This is a genomic window from Neobacillus sp. Fa239, assembly GCF_055395235.1.
On record NZ_AP041611.1, the window covers coordinates 891,925 to 910,062 of the forward strand.

At 38.7% G+C, this 18,138-nt stretch carries 14 protein-coding genes and 1 pseudogene; 11 read left to right on the forward strand and 4 right to left on the reverse strand.

Translation table 11 applies throughout. The annotated features are described in order from the left end of the window. Nucleotides 1-32 precede the first annotated feature (32 nt). From ACZ5XR_RS04180 to ACZ5XR_RS04200, 5 genes are read left to right on the forward strand one after another with little or no spacing between them, the layout of a single operon-like run. Nucleotides 33-1,469: an L-fucose/L-arabinose isomerase family protein gene (locus tag ACZ5XR_RS04180; protein WP_464500427.1), complete on the forward strand. Its 1,437-nt coding sequence runs from the start codon at nt 33-35 to the stop codon at nt 1,467-1,469. A 16-nt stretch (nt 1,470-1,485) separates the two neighbouring features. Further along, nucleotides 1,486-2,316 (forward strand): transketolase, encoded by an 831-nt coding sequence (locus ACZ5XR_RS04185; protein ID WP_464500428.1) that lies wholly within the window; start codon nt 1,486-1,488, stop codon nt 2,314-2,316. Beyond that, nucleotides 2,313-3,278 (forward strand): transketolase family protein, encoded by a 966-nt coding sequence (locus ACZ5XR_RS04190; RefSeq protein ID WP_464500429.1) that lies wholly within the window; start codon nt 2,313-2,315, stop codon nt 3,276-3,278. The genes ACZ5XR_RS04185 and ACZ5XR_RS04190 overlap by 4 nt, the downstream gene beginning before the upstream one ends. 12 nt (nt 3,279-3,290) lie before the next feature. Then, on the forward strand, nt 3,291-4,781 hold the full coding sequence (gene glpK, locus ACZ5XR_RS04195; RefSeq protein ID WP_464500430.1) for a glycerol kinase GlpK: 1,491 nt from the start codon (nt 3,291-3,293) through the stop codon (nt 4,779-4,781). 28 nt (nt 4,782-4,809) lie between these two features. Continuing rightward, nucleotides 4,810-6,561, forward strand: a complete 1,752-nt coding sequence (locus tag ACZ5XR_RS04200) for a DUF5605 domain-containing protein (RefSeq protein ID WP_464500431.1) — start codon at nt 4,810-4,812, stop codon at nt 6,559-6,561. 131 nt (nt 6,562-6,692) lie between these two features. Here ACZ5XR_RS04200 and ACZ5XR_RS04205 read toward each other — a convergent pair whose 3' ends face one another. Next, nucleotides 6,693-7,178, reverse strand: a complete 486-nt coding sequence (locus tag ACZ5XR_RS04205) for a nitroreductase family protein (RefSeq protein WP_464500432.1) — start codon at nt 7,176-7,178, stop codon at nt 6,693-6,695. Nucleotides 7,179-7,218: 40 nt separating this feature from the next. After that, nucleotides 7,219-7,974, reverse strand: a complete 756-nt coding sequence (locus ACZ5XR_RS04210) for a hypothetical protein (protein ID WP_464500433.1) — start codon at nt 7,972-7,974, stop codon at nt 7,219-7,221. 619 nt (nt 7,975-8,593) lie between these two features. Between ACZ5XR_RS04210 and ACZ5XR_RS04215 the strand changes: the two genes are divergently transcribed. Next, a complete protein-coding gene (locus tag ACZ5XR_RS04215) occupies nt 8,594-9,610 on the forward strand; it encodes an SDR family oxidoreductase (RefSeq protein ID WP_464500434.1) in 1,017 nt (338 codons plus the stop codon). 70 nt (nt 9,611-9,680) lie between these two features. Beyond that, nucleotides 9,681-9,860: pseudogene (locus tag ACZ5XR_RS04220) on the forward strand (glycoside hydrolase 43 family protein); the annotation flags it as partial. Nucleotides 9,861-9,951: 91 nt separating this feature from the next. On the opposite strand, the gene ACZ5XR_RS04225 reads toward ACZ5XR_RS04220, so the two are convergent. Next, complete coding sequence (locus ACZ5XR_RS04225) at nt 9,952-11,112, reverse strand: ROK family protein (RefSeq protein ID WP_464500435.1); 1,161 nt, start codon at nt 11,110-11,112, stop codon at nt 9,952-9,954. Nucleotides 11,113-11,441: 329 nt separating this feature from the next. Here ACZ5XR_RS04225 and xylA point away from each other — a divergent pair, with 329 nt between their 5' ends. The 3 genes from xylA (at nt 11,442) to ACZ5XR_RS04240 (ending at nt 14,765) form a co-directional block, all read left to right on the forward strand. Further along, complete coding sequence (gene xylA / locus ACZ5XR_RS04230; protein WP_464500436.1) at nt 11,442-12,773, forward strand: xylose isomerase; 1,332 nt, start codon at nt 11,442-11,444, stop codon at nt 12,771-12,773. Between the two features lie 78 nt (nt 12,774-12,851). Next, nucleotides 12,852-14,351 (forward strand): xylulokinase, encoded by a 1,500-nt coding sequence (xylB, locus tag ACZ5XR_RS04235; protein ID WP_464500437.1) that lies wholly within the window; start codon nt 12,852-12,854, stop codon nt 14,349-14,351. Nucleotides 14,352-14,522: 171 nt separating this feature from the next. Beyond that, complete coding sequence (locus tag ACZ5XR_RS04240; RefSeq protein ID WP_464500438.1) at nt 14,523-14,765, forward strand: hypothetical protein; 243 nt, start codon at nt 14,523-14,525, stop codon at nt 14,763-14,765. Nucleotides 14,766-14,853: 88 nt separating this feature from the next. Here ACZ5XR_RS04240 and ACZ5XR_RS04245 read toward each other — a convergent pair whose 3' ends face one another. After that, nucleotides 14,854-16,323, reverse strand: a complete 1,470-nt coding sequence (locus tag ACZ5XR_RS04245) for an MFS transporter (RefSeq protein ID WP_464500439.1) — start codon at nt 16,321-16,323, stop codon at nt 14,854-14,856. Between the two features lie 614 nt (nt 16,324-16,937). Here ACZ5XR_RS04245 and ACZ5XR_RS04250 point away from each other — a divergent pair. Further along, nucleotides 16,938-18,104 (forward strand): ROK family protein, encoded by a 1,167-nt coding sequence (locus ACZ5XR_RS04250; RefSeq protein ID WP_464500440.1) that lies wholly within the window; start codon nt 16,938-16,940, stop codon nt 18,102-18,104. The last annotated feature ends 34 nt before the right edge of the window (nt 18,105-18,138 follow it).

The following is an 18,138-nucleotide window of genomic DNA, read 5'->3' on the forward strand; positions in this document are numbered from 1 at the left end:
ATATAGTTTTCAACAATAGGAGGGCATAGGAAATGGAAAAGTTTAAGCTTGGATTTGCTCCAACACGCAGATTTGTTTTTAGTAAAGAAGATGCACTAAAGTTTAAAAATTTAATCAGAGAAAAAATTGAAAGCTTTGGTTTGGAAATAGAAATTGTTGATTTAGAAGGGATTAACGAAGAAGGTTTGCTCCATGAACGCTTAGAAGAGCCTGCAATTATTAAACGCTTTAGAGACGCAGAAGTGGATGCATTATTTTTCCCGCACTGTAATTTTGGTACGGAAGATATCGTTGCCCGTGTAGCAAAAGCGATCGGCAAACCGGTTTTACTTTGGGGACCAAGAGATGAGGCTCCGCTGGAAGATGGAATGCGCCTTCGCGATACACAATGCGGAATTTTTGCAACAGGTAAAGTGTTAAGAAGGTTTAATGTCAAGTTTACATACATTACGAATAGCAGTGTAGACAGTCCTGTTTTTGAAAGAGGATTTAAGAATTTCATCGCTGCAGCCAATGTTGTTAAACAATTTAATAATCTAAGAATCTTGCAAATTTCCACTAGGCCTTCAGATTTTTGGTCGGTAATCTGCAATGAAGGGGAATTATTAGAGACATTTGGCATCCAAATTCATCCAATCACGCTTGATGAGTTGAAAAAAGCAACATTCAAAATCGAAAAATCAGACAGCCCGGAATTAGATCAAGCCATTGGCTATATCAAAGAAAAGCTCGATTGGAGCAGTGTGACAGAACAGGATGTTCGACGAATCGCTTCATTGAAAGTAGCGATGAAACAACTGGCTGCAGATACAAGTAGTACGGCGATTGCAATTCAATGCTGGTCAACCTTGCAGGATATTATCGGCATTATGCCATGTTTGGCGAATGCGATTCTAACTGACGAACAAATCCCGGTAACATGTGAAACCGACATACATGGTGCGATTACATCGATTATGGTTCAAGCAGCTACCATGAATACTCAGCCAACGTTTTTTGCCGATATCACTGTTCGCCATCCTGAAAATCCGAATGGTGAGTTATTATTCCACTGCGGAAATTTCCCAGTCTCACTAAGTGTGGAAGAAAAGCCAAAGTTAAATAAACATTTCTTATTTGATGATCATTCACCGGGAACACATGAAGGGGAAATTAAGGGTGGACAAATGACACTTGCCCGTTTTGACGGGGACCATGGCGAATATTCCATCTTCCTTGGAAAAGCAAAGGGGATTGAAGGGCCGTTCACCAGAGGTTCATATGTTTGGGTAGAAGTAAATGACTGGCCATTATGGGAAGAAAAATTAGTAAAAGGTCCGTATATTCACCATTCAGTAGGTGTCCATGCAAATGTGATCCCTGCTCTGTTTGAGGCTTGCGAATATATTCCTGGTCTGAATCCAGATCCAGTCGATCCAACAGAAAGTGAAATTAGAGCATGGCTTCGTGGAAGCGATCTTAATAAATAAGATGGGGGTAAATAGGATGGACAAAATTGAATTTCTAAAACGAAAAGCAACAGAAATTCGAATGGAACTGCTAAAAATGATCTATGAAGCGGGTACAGGCCATACAGGAGGATCTCTATCCAATACCGATATTTTAACGGTTCTGTACTATCATATTATGATTGTCGATCCAAAGAATCCGAAATGGGAAGACCGTGATCGGTATGTCCAGAGTAAAGGACATTCAGTTGAATCGTACTGGGCAATATTAGCAGACAAGGGCTTCTTCCCGAAAGAGGAATTAAAAACATTCTCTCAATTTAATACTAGATTAATAGGTCACCCCAACAATAAAGTGCCTGGTGTTGAAATGAATACAGGCGCCTTGGGACATGGGTTACCAATCGCAGTTGGTATGGCCATGGCCGCCAAAATGGATGGCAAATCGTATCGCGTCTATACCTTAATGGGAGACGGGGAACAGGCAGAAGGATCGGTTTGGGAAGGGGCGATGGCTGCTTCACATTACAAACTGGATAATTTAGTTGCCATCATTGATCGCAATAAATTGCAAATAACAGGTGGTACCGAAGATGTTATGTCCCTTGAACCATTTGGGGATAAGTGGAGAGCTTTTGGCTGGGAAGTTGTCGAGGTAGATGGAAATGATGTGGAACAGTTGGTAAATGTTTTGGAAGGAACTCCAAAAGTGGTAGGTAAACCAACTCTTATTGTTGCAAATACAGTCAAAGGCAAGGGAATTTCTTTTGCTGAAAATGTAGCAAAATGGCATCATCACGTACCTAGTAAAGAAGAATTTGAATTAGCAATGAAAGAACTTTCGATGCAACTGGAGGTGCTCCAATGAGTAATGTTGCCCTAAAAAGTGTAAAAGGAAACAAGATCGCTAATCGTCAAGCCATCAGTGAGACGTTATTAGAACTGGCTAAAGAAAATAGAGATATTATCGTATTAACCAGTGACTCCAGAGGATCGGCATCCCTTGTGAATTTTGGCAAGGAATTACCAGAACAAATCGTCGAGGTGGGAATTGCCGAGCAAAATTTAGTTGGGATCGCTTCAGGCTTGGCGGCTTCTGGTAAAAAACCATTTGTTGCCTCACCTGCCTGTTTCTTAAGTATGAGAAGTATAGAACAAATTAAAGTTGATGTGGCATACTCCAATACAAATGTAAAGCTAATCGGCATAAGCGGCGGGGTTAGTTATGGTGCGCTTGGAATGTCCCACCATTCATTGCAAGATCTTGCTGTAACCCGTGCGATTCCTGGTTTGGATGTTATGATGCCGGCGGATCGTCATGAGGCAAAAAAAATGATCGAAGCATTAGTTGAGTATGATCGACCGGTTTATCTTCGAATTGGCCGCAATCCAGTAGAAGATTCCTATGTATCTGAAGACTATGATTTTCAAATCGGTAAAGCCGTTACATTGAAAGAAGGTACGGATATTACCATTATTGCAGCAGGGGAGACTGTCAGAATTGCGTTGGATTCAGCAGAAGCTCTTCAACAGGAAGGGATCGATTGCCGAGTCATCAATATGCATACGATTAAACCTTTAGATAAGGAAGCGATCGTAAAATCTGCTGAGGAAACTGCAAGAATTATCACCATCGAAGAACATAGCATTTATGGCGGTTTAGGATCGGCAGTAGCTGAGGTTGTTTCACAAAGCTGCCCAGTTCCTGTCAAGATTCTTGGTATTCCAGACGAGCCAGCAGTTGCAGGTAAAACAGCGGAAGTCTTTGATTACTATGGGCTAAGTGTAGAGAATGTAAAGAAGGTTGCCATTCAAATGGTCGGAAAATGATGAGGTGATCTTATGAAAAAAGAGAAGTATATCCTTGCGATTGACCAGAGTACGTCTGGTACAAAAGCATTACTGGTTGATGTAAGAGGTAAGATCATTCATAAAACTTCATTAGCTCATACACAATATTATCCTCAACCGGGATGGGTAGAGCATGACCCTGTTGAAATTTATGAAAATGTTAAAACTCTGTTGATAGATATGGTTCAATCATCTGCCGTCGCGGCAGATGATTTGGCTGTACTAGCGATTACAAATCAGAGAGAAACCGTACTGGTTTGGGATAAAGAAACCGGACTTCCGGTTTACAATGCAATTGTTTGGCAATGTCGAAGAACATCTGATAGTTGCCAAGAGCTGAAAGAACAAGGCTTTGAAAATCTGATCCAATCAAAAACCGGGTTAAAGGCAGATCCCTATTTTTCTGCTTCCAAGGTGAAATGGATTTTGGATCATATTGACGGTGCCAAAGAGAGAGCCAAGGAAGGCAAGCTCTTATTGGGGACAATTGATAGCTGGCTAATTTGGAAATTAACAGGCGGAAGGGTTCATGCAACCGATTATTCCAATGCAAGCCGGACTCTTCTATTTAATATCCATACTCTTCAGTGGGATGAGGAGTTATTGAAACTATTTGATATACCAGGAGAAATGCTTCCAGAAGTAAAAGATTCCAATGAACTCTTTGGTTCGATAGAAGATCCTGCTCTCCCTTTACCACAGATCCCGATCTCAGGGGTAATTGGAGATTCGCAGGGTGCTTTATTTGGCCAGAAATGCTTTGAGCCGGGAATGGCGAAAGCAACATATGGGACAGGGACTTCTGTCTTAATGCAAACCGGTGAAATGGTAGATGGCACGAATGGTTTAGTCACTTCCATTGCATGGGGCTTGAATGGTAAAGTAAGCTATGCGCTGGAAGGGATTATTAATAGCACTGGTGATACGATTAAATGGCTGAAAGATCAGCTCGAATTGATTGATGAAATTGGTGAGGCTGAAGAGCTGGCCCGTTCAATTTCAGATAATCAGGGTGTCTATCTTGTTCCAGCATTTGTCGGTTTGGGAGCACCATATTGGAAACCGTATTCCCGTGCCGCCATCATGGGCATGAGCCGAAATACAGGAAAACCCCACATTGTCCGTGCAGCATTAGAGAGCATTGCCTATCAGGTTAAAGATGTTATGGAACTGATGGAATCTGAAGCCAATATTCCGATTAAGAGTGTAAAAGTGGATGGAGGAGCAACAAGCAACCGCTTCTTGATGCAATTTCAAGCAGATATGTTAGCGATCGATGTGATCGCATCAGAAGTGTCCGAATTATCATCGATGGGCTCCGTTTATTTAGCTGGTTTAGGAATCGGAATTTGGAAATCCACAGATGAAATCAATAAACTTAATCAGGAACACGAATTATATAAGTCCTTGATGAAGAATGATGTAAGAGAAAAATATTACCAAGGATGGAAGCAGTCCGTACATGGTGTTTTAGTAAATTAAACAATTCTACCGGCTGGAGGATACCAAATTGGAATTTACAGAAAAAACGAGATTAGGCAGGGTATTACCGAATAAAGAAGCTAGAAGCATTTTGATGAATCATATTCCGCAACTTTATGATTTGATGCTTGATCCTAGTCTGGGCACCTTTATTAGGTTAGCGGATTTAGAGCGGCTTACTTCTATGATCCCGGGATTAAACGTGACACCCGAAATGTTAGCAGCTCTTCAGAAAGATTTGGCAAATGTTCAAGAGGAAACGGATGACATCGTTGAGATAGCACCGAAAGCTGACTATGAAGACGAATCCGTTGTCAAAGGTTCAGCAGCTGTTACTTTTCCTAAACAAGCGGAAAAGTGGGGCGTTTTCGAGCTGGAATTGCAAGGTCCTGATAAGGGAAACCCTTTTGTTGATGTAGCACTCCGTGCAGAATTTAAGTTTGAGGACCAAAAGATCGAGACACTTGGCTTCTATGACGGCGAAGGAGTGTATCGAATCCGATTTATGCCTGACACTGAAGGCAAGTGGACATTCCGGACGAAGAGCTCTGCCAGATCACTTGATGGCATAGAAGGTCAATTCGAATGTACTGCAGCATTGGAAGGGAACCATGGTCCGGTTCGTGTCAAAAATACTTTTCATTTTGCTTATGAGGACGGAACAAAGCATATTCCAGTAGGCACGACTTGTTATGCATGGGTCCATCAAGAGGAAAGTTTGATTAAGCAAACGCTGGAAACGCTAGAGACTTCTCCTTTCAACAAAATGCGTATGTGTGTGTTTCCGAAATCCTATCTTTTCAATACGAACGAACCTTCTTATTACGCGTTTGAGGGATCAATCGAGGAAGGTTGGGATTTTGCGCGATTCAATCCATTGTTTTTTCAACATTTGGAGCAAAGAATTATCGAACTAAGGGACCGTGGAATCGAAGCGGATTTGATCCTGTTCCACCCGTATGATCGCTGGGGATTTGCTGATATGAAAAAGAGCGAAGACGACCGCTATTTGCGATACATCGTTGCCCGTCTTTCCGCCTACCGAAATGTTTGGTGGTCTCTGGCAAACGAGTATGATTTAATGTGGTCGAAGGAAATCGATGACTGGGAACGATTTGCTAAAGTTGTTACGGAAAATGATCCTTATGATCATTTAATCTCTATCCACAACTGTTTGCAATTTTATGATTACACCCGGCCATGGATCACTCATTGCAGTGTCCAGCGCATTGATGTATACAAGACGGCAGAAGCTACAGATGAGTGGCGGAAACAATGGAACAAACCGATCGTAATCGACGAATGTGCCTACGAAGGAGATATTGATCAGGGCTGGGGCAACATAACTGGTGAAGAAATGACACGCCGATTCTGGGAAGGCGCCTTACGTGGTGGATATGTTGGCCACGGGGAAACCTATTTAAATTCTGAAGAGGTTTTATGGTGGTCTAAAGGAGGCAAACTGCATGGAAGCAGTCCAGAACGCATCGCTTTCTTAAGGCGCATTATGGAAGAAGGTCCAGAAGAAGGATTGAATCCTATGCAATTGGCATGGGATGCTCCTGCAGCGGGAATTCCTGATGAATATTATTTATACTACTATGGTTTTAACCAGCCTCGATACAGAGAATATCGGATGAAGCCGGGGACCAAATATAAAGTGGAAGTAATTGATACATGGAATATGACCATTCAAGAACTGGAAGGCAGCTATGAAGGAAAATTCCGAATTGAGCTTCCGGGAAAACAGTACATGGCAGTTAGAATGACTAGGGTCTAATTCAATAATTTGAAAAAACAACGAAGAATTTTCTCTTCGTTGTTTTTTTGCTTCATTGTATTAATATGATTTTGAAACATGTTCCATGTCCAATCTGGCTTATTATCATTTGGTGATTAGAAAAGTTAATACTACGAAAGTTGCTTTAATTTATTTTGGATTGGTGTACGTTGCTTTGGTCCTGGAATCGTATCCGGATAACCCACACCAAAAACTCCAATTACATCATAACCATCCGGAACACCAAGAATTTCACGATTTCTCGGATTCCCCCCCATAGAAGACCAGAAAGTACCCACGCCTTCTGCCCAAGCAGCTAAATTGAAGTTTTGAACGAAGCATGCTGTAGCAAGGGCATTTTCATCTGTTTCAATATCAGTCGCACCGTGCTTAGACAATACTGCTATCACAACCGGAGCATTACCAAAGTTTGTTTTATGATTTAACTTTGCTCTTGTCTCTGGACCGACCATATAAATTTCCCAAGGTTCTGTCATTCGATGATTAGGAGCCATGGCGGCGGCTTGCAGCCATAATTGAAGCTTTTCAGGGTCAACAGCATCTGGCTTGAAGATTTTTATATTACGACGTGATTTGATAATTTTTAAAATATCCAAGGTATTTCCTCCAAGTTATTAGTAAGTTATTTGTACAACTTTAAGCGGGTTGCTTTTGGCTTCTTTTTGTTCGCCCTTCTTTTTTGATCGGTTTTGTTTTTGCTTTTGATTTAGAAACCCTAAATAACAGAACCAATCCCGCACTCATCATTAAGGCCCAAACAAGTGCAAATTGATTATTACTTAAATATATTCCAATAATAGGTATTAACAAAAGCACGAAGCTTTTTAGATAATAATTTACTTTAGGATTAATGACCATCAATGCTGATATCATTACAAGCACCGAAGTGATGATATTATTACCCAAAAAGGAGTGATTCGTGTAATTTACGTATAAATAATAGCCCAGCGATCCTATAATGGCAAAAATGGACAGATAAAATCTCTTAAACGAACTTTTATAAAACAGAATCCAAACTGCCATAAAATTAATACATGAACATATCCCCATTACGAATACTGTATGATAAAACGTACTAATAGGACTTTTCATAAAGTTCCAAATGAATATGAGGTTGCAACAAACGGCTGCAACTACCAATATTTTAAAGACTAGTTTTACAGGGAACTTTCCCGCTTTCTTTTTCTTATTTGATAATCTGGTTCTGGATGGGGATATTCCCGTTTCGTCCTCTTCATCTGCTTTATTCTGTTTCCATCCCATAATCCATTGTTTTAATCCTTTTTCTTCAGGTTCCATTTCTGATCTTTGTCTGCTAGTTGTATTTATTCCTTTATTTTCTTCTTCAATTGCTTTTTCTACTTTTTGGTCTGAATTTAAATGAAAATCCAATGTCTATTCACCTCAAAAATCATTATACTATTATTTCAATATAAGTACGATTTCTAAGCACATTTATAAGTCCTCCATGAGATGGAAAGTGTTGGGGGAAAATATAAAATGATATCTTAAAAGAAAGCTAAATAGAAATGGAGTATCCTCGAAAAGATTTAAAATCAAAATTTGATAAAATTTTTAAAAAACTTAGTTTATCTAATGGACAAACGAATTAATTTTTAGTAAATTAATAATTGTAAAAGTTAAAACAATTATGGTGGAACTGACGATAGTACTGCAAGTGAAGCCGGGGACCGTCCAGACCTCAAACTTCCTGGAGCACAGGCTTCATTAATTTATCAAGTTGCTAAAGTGAATCCCAATATCCTGGCCGTAGATCTATGTATTTTAGCGGCCCAATCTCCTATCTATTTGGATATGGTTTAAGCTATTCAACCTTTAATTTAATACGTAATAAACTAGAATGAATTCTTTTGGGAAATAAATGGAATTAGCATTAAAAGGAGTTTTTTTAGCAAAAACAAAGAGTCAGCTATTGGTAGATTTTCTATCAATAGCTGACTAGTTTAGGTATAATTTCAATGAATTTCTTTAAGATTGGTGGAGGTGGAATATGAAAGCGTTATTTATTGGAGGAACGGGAACGATTAGTTCTGCCATTGCGAAGCAGCTAGTAGAAAAGGGATGTGAGATCTATCTGCTGAATAGGGGGAATCGGAAGCACCGATTTCCAGAAGGGGTAAACTTGCTTCAAGCTGATATTAATGATGAAGACCGTGTATCCAGACTGATAGAAGATTTAGAGTTTGATGTCGTTGCTGATTTCATCGCGTTTGAAACGGCACAGCTTGAGAGAGATTATCGCTTATTTAAGGGGAAAACGAAACAATTTATTTTTATTAGCTCTGCTTCTGCATACCAAACTCCTTTGTCCGACTATCGAATTACAGAAGGAACGCCATTATCAAATCCATATTGGCAATATTCGAGAAATAAGATTGCCTGTGAAGAGTATTTGCAGAAACTTTATCGGGAGGAAGGTTTTCCGATTACGATTGTAAGACCAAGTCACACCTATGATGAACGTTCCATTCCACTTGGAGTACATGGAAGCAAGGGCTCTTGGCAGGTAGCAAAACGAATGCTGGAGAATAAACCCGTTATCATTCATGGTGACGGTACATCCTTGTGGACGATGACACACAATAGTGATTTTGCTAAAGGGTTTATTGGCTTAATGGGGAATATCCATGCAATTGGTGAGTCTGTTCAAATCACTTCAGATGAAAGTCTTACCTGGAATCAAATTTACGAAGCAATCGCAAATGCACTCGGAGTAAAACTCAACGCGGTCCATGTGTCTTCGGAATTTTTGGACGCATGCAGTAAGGAGGATTACAGGGGTGGATTATTAGGAGATAAGGCGAATTCTGTCGTTTTCGATAATTCTAAATTAAAAAGACTTGTTCCCGAATTTGTTGCAACGACCCGATTTGACCAAGGAATTAGGCATACTGTCGAATACATATTAGCTCATCCTGAACTACAAATACCAGATGAGGAATTTAACAATTGGTGTGACAGGGTTGTTGACGGATTAAATTCGGCATTAAAGATTATTAATGAATAGATTCTTTAAAAGGATTTTTTTCAAAAATTAGCTGCTTCGGCAGCTTTTTTGCTTGTTACACTAAACTTTTATCGATATGAAAGGGAATCCTAATTCTGGAGGAGTTTGGGCACCGTGCCTGACATACGCCGACGGGAAGTTTTGGCTTATTTAATCAGATGTCAAACTCCATGCCGGTGCTTGGAAAGACACCCATAATTATTTATTCAATATGTTGTGGGACCAAAGAACCTTTAAACACTCGTTTGGCTCATCTTACGGAAAATCTATTATAAAGAATTATAAGTATATGTTGATAACAAATGCCCGCTCCGATGTGGAGCGGGCATTTGTTATTAGGGCTACAATTCGTTTACCCCATTTTTGATAAAGTTTTCAATCGCAAAAGCAGCTGCACCTAACGCTGTTGAGTAGGTAGAAAGTTTTGAAAAGAGAAGTTCAAAATTAGTCTGATTATATGATAAAGTAGAGGATTGAACCGTATTTAAAATGGCTGGCTCAATCCACTTTTGTGCCTTTGCAAGCCGATTTCCAATGATCACTTGTCTAGGATTAAAGCTATTAATAATATTGTTTATACCATAGCCAAGGTAATGTCCAATTTCCTCAAAAAGCCTAATCGTATTTTGATCATTTTCTTCAGCTAATTGAATTAAGGATTCTAGGGTTACATTTTCCTGATTGGCCATCGACAATAGAGCATTTTCAGAAGCGTACACTTCCCAACATCCTTTGCTTCCGCATCTACACGGTTTTCCATTTATGTTGATAATCATATGTCCCATTTCTCCAGAAAACCCACTTTCGCCTTTATACAGCTGTCCATTTAAGATTATGCCCACACCGATTCCAATGCCGGCACTAACATAGAGGAGGTTTTCTGAATTTTGACCGGCACCAAATTGTTTTTCGCCGTATGCTCCTGCATTTGCTTCGTTTTCAACACATACGGGAACATTAAATTCAGCTTCTATATCTTCTTTTATGTTGATATTCTTCCAGCCTAAGTTTGGTGCACGGAGTACGTTCCCTTCTTTATCAACAATGCCTGGAACGCCAATTGCAAGACCAACAATGCCATATTTGCTGTAAGGCATTATATTCATAATGGCACGAATCATCTTTTTAACCTGCTCAATTACGACAGAATAATCTGAATCAATGATTTGTTCACTTTTTTCAATTACAATTTCACCTTTTAAATTGGTTAAAACACATAAAATATAATTAACACCAATATCTATGCCAATTGAAAAACCGGCAGCCCTGTTAAAATAAAGAATGACCGGACGCCTACCTCCGCTGGATTCACCAGCGCCCGATTCATAAACAAGTTCTTCTTCTAATAATTCATTTATTAAAGAAGAAACGGTTGCTTTATTTAGACCGGTAGATTGGGCAATATCGGCTCGGGATATAGGATCATGTTCCATAACCATATTTAAAACGAGTGACTTGTTATTTTTTTTAACCACTTGTTGGTTCCATGTTAATGGCTGCATATAAGTCGCCTCCTTTCAATTATTATAATGTCATAATAGTATCATGAAATAAGTTTGTTTGATATACAAAGATTATATGTTATTTAAACGGGCCCATAAGCAGTCTATTTTTAATTATCCTAATAAGGATAATATCATAAAAGTATATATTGTTAAATAATTACAATTAGCAGTCCGAATGGTGACTGAATTTTTCATAATAAATTATAAAAGAAAATTAGTTTATTTAATAGACAAACAAAGTGTGCGATGATATAATGAAAACGTAAACAAGTTAAAGAGTCTAAAAATGTCTTGAAGAAAAAGATATATTACAGGAGGATATGAAAATGGCTTACTTTGAAAATGTAAACAAGATAAAGTATGAAGGTGCAGATTCTAAAAATCCTTTAGCTTATAAATACTATAATCCACAAGAAAAAGTAAATGGTAAAACAATGGAGGAGCTGCTTCGCTTTTCAGTAGCTTACTGGCACACGTTTAATGCAGATGGAACAGATCCATTTGGAGTAGGAACAGCCATTCGTCCATGGGGTCATTTAAAAGGCATGGATTTAGCAAAAGCACGTGTTGAGGCAGCTTTTGAATTCTTTGAAAAGCTCGATGTTCCTTTCTTCTGTTTCCATGATTTTGATATTGCTCCAGAGGGAAGCACATTAAAAGAATCAAATGATAACTTAGATGTCATTGTAGCAATGATTAAAGAATACATGAAAACAAGCAAGACAAAGCTATTATGGAATACTGCCAACATGTTTACAAATCCACGTTATACACATGGTGCAGCTACTTCTTGCAATGCTGATGTATTTGCTTATTCTGCAGCGAAAGTGAAAAAAGGTTTGGAAGTTGCAAAAGAACTTGGTGCAGAAAACTATGTATTCTGGGGCGGCCGTGAAGGTTATGAAACATTGTTAAATACAGATATGAAATTAGAGATGGACAATTTAGGACGCTTCTTCCATATGGCAGTAGATTATGCAAAAGAAATCGGCTTCGATGGACCATTCTTAATCGAGCCTAAACCAAAAGAGCCTACAAAGCACCAATATGATTTTGATGTTGCAACAGGATTAGCATTCTTGCAAAAATATGATTTACAAGATTACTTTAAGTTTAATATTGAAGCAAACCATGCTACTCTTGCAGGCCATACATTTGAGCATGAATTAAGAACAGCTCGTATCAATGGAATGTTAGGTTCAGTTGATGCCAACCAAGGTGATGCATTACTAGGATGGGATACAGATGAATTCCCAACAGACCTTTATTCTACTACTCTAGCAATGTATGAAATTTTGAAAAATGACGGTCTTGGAAAAGGCGGATTAAACTTCGACGCAAAAGTAAGAAGAGGATCATTTGAACCTGAAGACTTGTTTGAGGGCCATATCGCAGGAATGGATGCTTTCGCTATCGGATTAAAGGTTGCTAACAAACTTATCGAAGATAAAGTTCTTGATAGCTTCATTGAAGACCGCTACAGCAGCTATACTCAAGGTATCGGAAAGAAAATCGTTGAAGGTACAACAAACTTCTACGAGTTGGAACAATATGCCTTAGGTTTAACTGAAATCAAAAATAAATCCGGTAAAACAGAGCGCCTTAAAGCGTTAATTAACCAATATTTGCTTGAAACACTTTCTAGTGTTCGTGTTTAATAAATAGAATATCGTAAAAAAGGTGCTGGAGGTGGTTTGATTCCAGCACCTTTTTATAGAAAAGGGATGATAAAAAAGATGAAATATGTAATTGGAATTGACCTTGGTACAAGTGCAGTCAAAATCTTGCTTGTGAATCAAAACGGTGAAGTTTGCCAGGAAGTATCAAAATCTTACCCTTTAATCATTGAAAAATCGGGCTATAGTGAGCAGGATCCGGAAGAATGGGTGTCAAGAACGACCGAAGGGCTTGCTGAACTTATTAATGGTTTCCAGGGCGATATTAACGATATTGAGGGGATCAGTTTTTCTGGGCAGATGCATGGCCTTGTATTATTAGATCAAAATCATCAAGTATTAAGAAATGCAATTTTATGGAACGACACACGCACAACCGAACAATGTCAGCAAATTTATGATGTTGTTGGCAGGGAACGGTTATTGGAGATAACAAAGAACCCGGCATTGGAAGGATTTACTTTACCAAAGATTCTTTGGGTTAAAAAGTATGAGCCAAAGAACTTTGAACAATCCAAGGTATTCATGCTGCCAAAAGATTATTTACGTTATCGGATCACAGGTAATATCCATATGGAGTACTCAGATGCTGCAGGAACCCTTATGCTTAATGTAGCTACGCGGGAGTGGAGCACTGAAATCTTAGATCGGTTTGGTCTTTCACTAGAACTTTGTCCGCCGTTAGTTGAATCGCATGCGTGTGTAGGTACCATTTCTACTGACTTTGCTAAGAGTACTGGATTGTCTGAAGCAACAAAAGTGTTTGCTGGTGGAGCTGATAATGCCTGCGGTGCAATCGGTGCAGGTATATTGGCAGAAGGTAAAACGTTATGCAGTGTAGGTACATCTGGTGTCATTCTTTCCTATGAAACAAGAAATGATCTCGATTTTGATGGTAAGGTTCATTATTTTAACCATAGTGAAGAAAATACCTACTATACGATGGGTGTAACCCTGGCTGCAGGATATAGTCTAAGCTGGTTTAAAGATACATTTGCTAAAGAAGAAGCATTTAATGAGTTTTTAGAAGGTGTCGATATGGTACCTCCAGGGGCAAATGGCTTGTTATTTACTCCATATTTAGTTGGGGAACGAACACCGTATGCGGATTCAAATATTCGCGCAAGTTTCATTGGCATCGATGCCTCCCATGAAAGGAAGCACTTTTCCCGTTCTGTTCTCGAAGGAATCACGTTTTCCTTAAATGAAACGATTGAAATTTTTAGAAACAATGATAAAAAAATTGATTCAATTGTTTCCATTGGCGGAGGTGCAAAAAATGATACTTGGCTGCAAATGCAAGCCGATATTTTTGATGCAAAAATTGAAAAACTTGCAAGTGAACAGGGGCCGGGAATGGGTGCTGCGATGTTAGCTGCTTACGGATGCGGCTGGTTCACTTCTTTAAAGGAATGTGCAGAAAAATTTATTCAAATTGCCAAAACCTATTATCCTATTAAAGAAAATGTTGAAATTTATAAAAAGTTGTTCTCCCTTTATCAGGATGTTTACACACAAACAAAGGCTCTTAATGAACAATTGAGAGAGTTTAGAAAGTAATTCAGATTTCAGTTTGTACTTTCCACATTAGACCTTGGGGGCATCTATGGCTTCCAAGGTTTTTTGTAAAAGTTTTTCATTAATAATGAATATTAATTGTTAAAAAGAAGAAAGATAAAACCAGAATAGTTAGATTAATGAACAAACTAAGTTTAGGAGAGGAGTGTTATCATGGATAAAAAGGATAAAAAAATGAAAATTAATCCTGAAAAGTTTGCTTACAAAGTTATATCATCACAAAATGTTGAAAGTAATTTGCCGGAGGAAATAGCCAAAAAAAAATTATCCCTTTATTTAACGGCCTACTGGCTGGCAGAGAAATTTAATCATTTAGAGGCCCAATCTTTCAAAAATATGGAAAGAAAAGAGTATGACGATCTTATGGTGAAGCTTTCGGGAATTAAAGTACTTTAGATAGTGGTCATGTAAAATTGGATTCAAAGAGCGTAAAAAAAGGGGATGCACTTTAAGATGCATCCCCTTTTTTATGCTAATAACTAATTCAGCTGGCTTTTGCTTCGGCACGAGAAGCATCAAGTTGCTTATTGATATCTTTGACGTCTTTATCAGAAAGTGGATAAAGAGCCATAACAATCATCGATACGATCGCAAGCGCTGCTGGAATCCAGATAGCTGTTATATTGATACCGGAAAGAGCACTTGCTGTTTGCTTTGCAGCATTTCCATTGAAACCGAAGGCAGCAAGGAACCAAAGGGGAATCGCACCACCAAGAGTGAAACCAATCTTGAAGAACAGACCCATGATAGCGTTGATGATCGCAGCATTACGTTTGCCGGACTTCATTTCACCATAAGAGACAACTTCAGGTACGAGTGCCCACATGAAACCTGTTGCTGAAGTGAGACCCCATTGTTTGATAAAGGTTGAAACATAGGCAAGGAAGAGTGAATCGTGCATGCCATTTAAAGACCATATCCAAGTAAGGATTTCACCCACAACAAACATACCAAGGAAGAAATAGAAGAATCCCTTTTTACCAAAGACTTTCCTTAATTTTGGCCAGAAGACTGGGAAGGCGATTCCAGGGATGGAAGCGATTAGACCTATGGCACCCATCCAGTCCGAGTGGTTGACCGTGTATTGGTTAAAGAAGCCATTCACTGTGTTCATGAAGAACATGAAAGTGAATGCTAGCATGAAGAAGAAACCAAGAATAACGAGTGGTTTGTTGTTCTTCAATTCAACGAACAGGTCGGTAGCTCTCACTTTTGCAGATTGTTCCGCAGTTGCGACCACGTGTTCTTTTGTGAGACGGTAACAGAAGAACAAAGCGATAGCGCCGAGCACCATGTAAACCATGTAAACCCCAAACCAAGCGTGACCTGCAGACGGATCCGTATAAGTACCCATGTTGAGCTTGAGACCGAAGAAACCTGTGTCTTTGAATGAACGGCCTTTTGGTGCCGTCATTTGGACAAACATTGGGAACAGTGTGTAAACCAATAGGTTAGCAATGTTAGCCAGCATCATACGAGTAGTTGTGATTTTAGCCACGGATTCAGGGTCACGTGTGAGTGAAGCATTAAGCGAACCATAAGGAATGTTGACGACGGAATAAATCAAGTCGAGCAGGAAGTAAGTGATAAAGGCTATAGGAACTGAACCTCGAATTGCTGGAATTGGAACAAAGAGCATCGCTGCCAAGATCACCAGTGGAATACCTGCAATAAGAAGCCAAGGACGATATTTACCGTTCTTGAATGTATGTTTATCGACGTAGGTACCGACCATCGGATCCCAGAATACGTTGACGATACGGACAAATAAGAAGATGAACCCGGCTGCTGCCGTACCGATGGCATTGACGGTAGTCAAATAGAGAGCCAGGAATCCTCCGACTGTACCAAATACGAGGTTTTGGGCAAAGTCCCCAAGACCGTAACCGATACGTTCAGTAAGGCTGAGCTTACGATACTCTTCTTGTTGAATGTTTTGTGCGTTTACGCTCATGTGCATAAATCTCCTTTTTGGAATTTTTGTAAAATGAGTCCATTTAGTTAATTGGGCAAAAGCTCAAAGACTTCTCTAATAAGTAAGCTCCCTCTATTGGAAGTATAGGTTGAAGCATAAGTTTATCCTCCGCCTTTTCGAGAGCGATTAAACTCCGTTCGGGATGGTGAACCATATCAGGTAGTTTGTTCTTGAAACTCGGTAGCAATACCACTTTTGGGTGTCATTTCCTGCGAGTAATCATGGAACCTTGAAGGCCAAAAAATAGTGCCATCAACTGGAAGGAGATGAATCCACTAATAGTCATTATCGTTTGTACTTTTTCACCTCACTTATTGGAATGATCTTTGTCTGAATACGGCTACACTTAATAGTAAAAAAATATTAAGCGCATACATTTTGGAATGATCTTTACACTTAATAGTAAAAAAATGTTAAGCATATACACGGTTTGTTAGTTTATTGTACAAACTAACTAATAAATAAATAGTATCATATCTTTTTAATTGTAACAATATTTTATTTTATTAAAATTTGTGCAGTACAATAATTTAAAAATATATTTATTGTTTGTTAGTTTAATAGATAAACAATAGTAAAAAGGTGGGGAATAAGTGAATTCTGTAGAACAAACTTCTATAAAAATTTATAACCAAAAGGTTATTTTAAATACGATTATTAAACATTACCCGATCTCGAGAGCTAAGCTTTCGGAATTAACTGATCTTGCCAAAGGAACTGTTTCTTTGCAAACGAATTCATTAATAGAAAAACATCTGGTTTCCGAAATTGGGACAGGGGTATCAAACGGTGGGCGTAAACCTATTTTGCTTGTTTTTAATAAAAATGCCGGTTTTGCTATTGGCGTCGAGCTTGGCGTCAATTATATTTCCACTGTTTTAATTGATTTAGAAGGAAATAAGATATTTTCTGATTACTTCAGATTTGAATACCATTCATTGAAAGCGCTTCAATCAACCTTGATTGAAAGAATTGAGCTAGTAGCCAATCATGCACCCGAATCTCCGTATGGTATTATTGGAATTGGGTTGGGGGTACATGGTTTTCTTATAAAAAATGAAACCGTTTTATATACTCCTCATTCGAACTGGGAGGAAGTTAATTTAAAAAAATTGCTGGAAGGGCATTTTAATTGTCCTGTTTTCATTGATAATGAGGCAAATGCAGGTGCATTTGGTGAAAAATTGTATGGTACAATGAAGAATTTAAAGAGCAGTATTTATGTTAGTATAGGAGCTGGTATTGGTCTAGGGATTATTGTAAATAATGAACTTTACCGCGGCTCTGATGGATTTTCAGGCGAGATGGGACATATGACGATTGAATTTAATGGAAAGAAATGCGTCTGCGGAAGCCAAGGATGCTGGGAACTGTATGCATCTGAAAGCGCTTTTTATGATAAGCTTTCGGGAATAAAAAACCGCGGGGACTTGACTGTAGAAACGGTCAATAAAATGATTTTAGAAAATGATGGGGAAACATTAAAGGAACTGGAGACCTTTAGTTATTATTTAGGGGTTGGTTTAACGAATATTTTCAATACGTTTAATCCCGAATCCATCATCTTGAGAAGCAGCTTAATTGAGGCAAATCCAATCATTTTAAAGTTAATAAAGAATGCGGTTTCAAAAAGGATATTAAAGTATAATCCAAAAAAGCAGGAGATACTTATTTCTCAGTTGAACAGAAATGCTGCCTCCCTTGGAGCGGCTTCGTTTATTGTCCAGAAATTCCTTGCGGCGCCGGGGAATTTTTCCTAACAAATTCCTCTTAACAAAAAGACCTTGGAGCCTT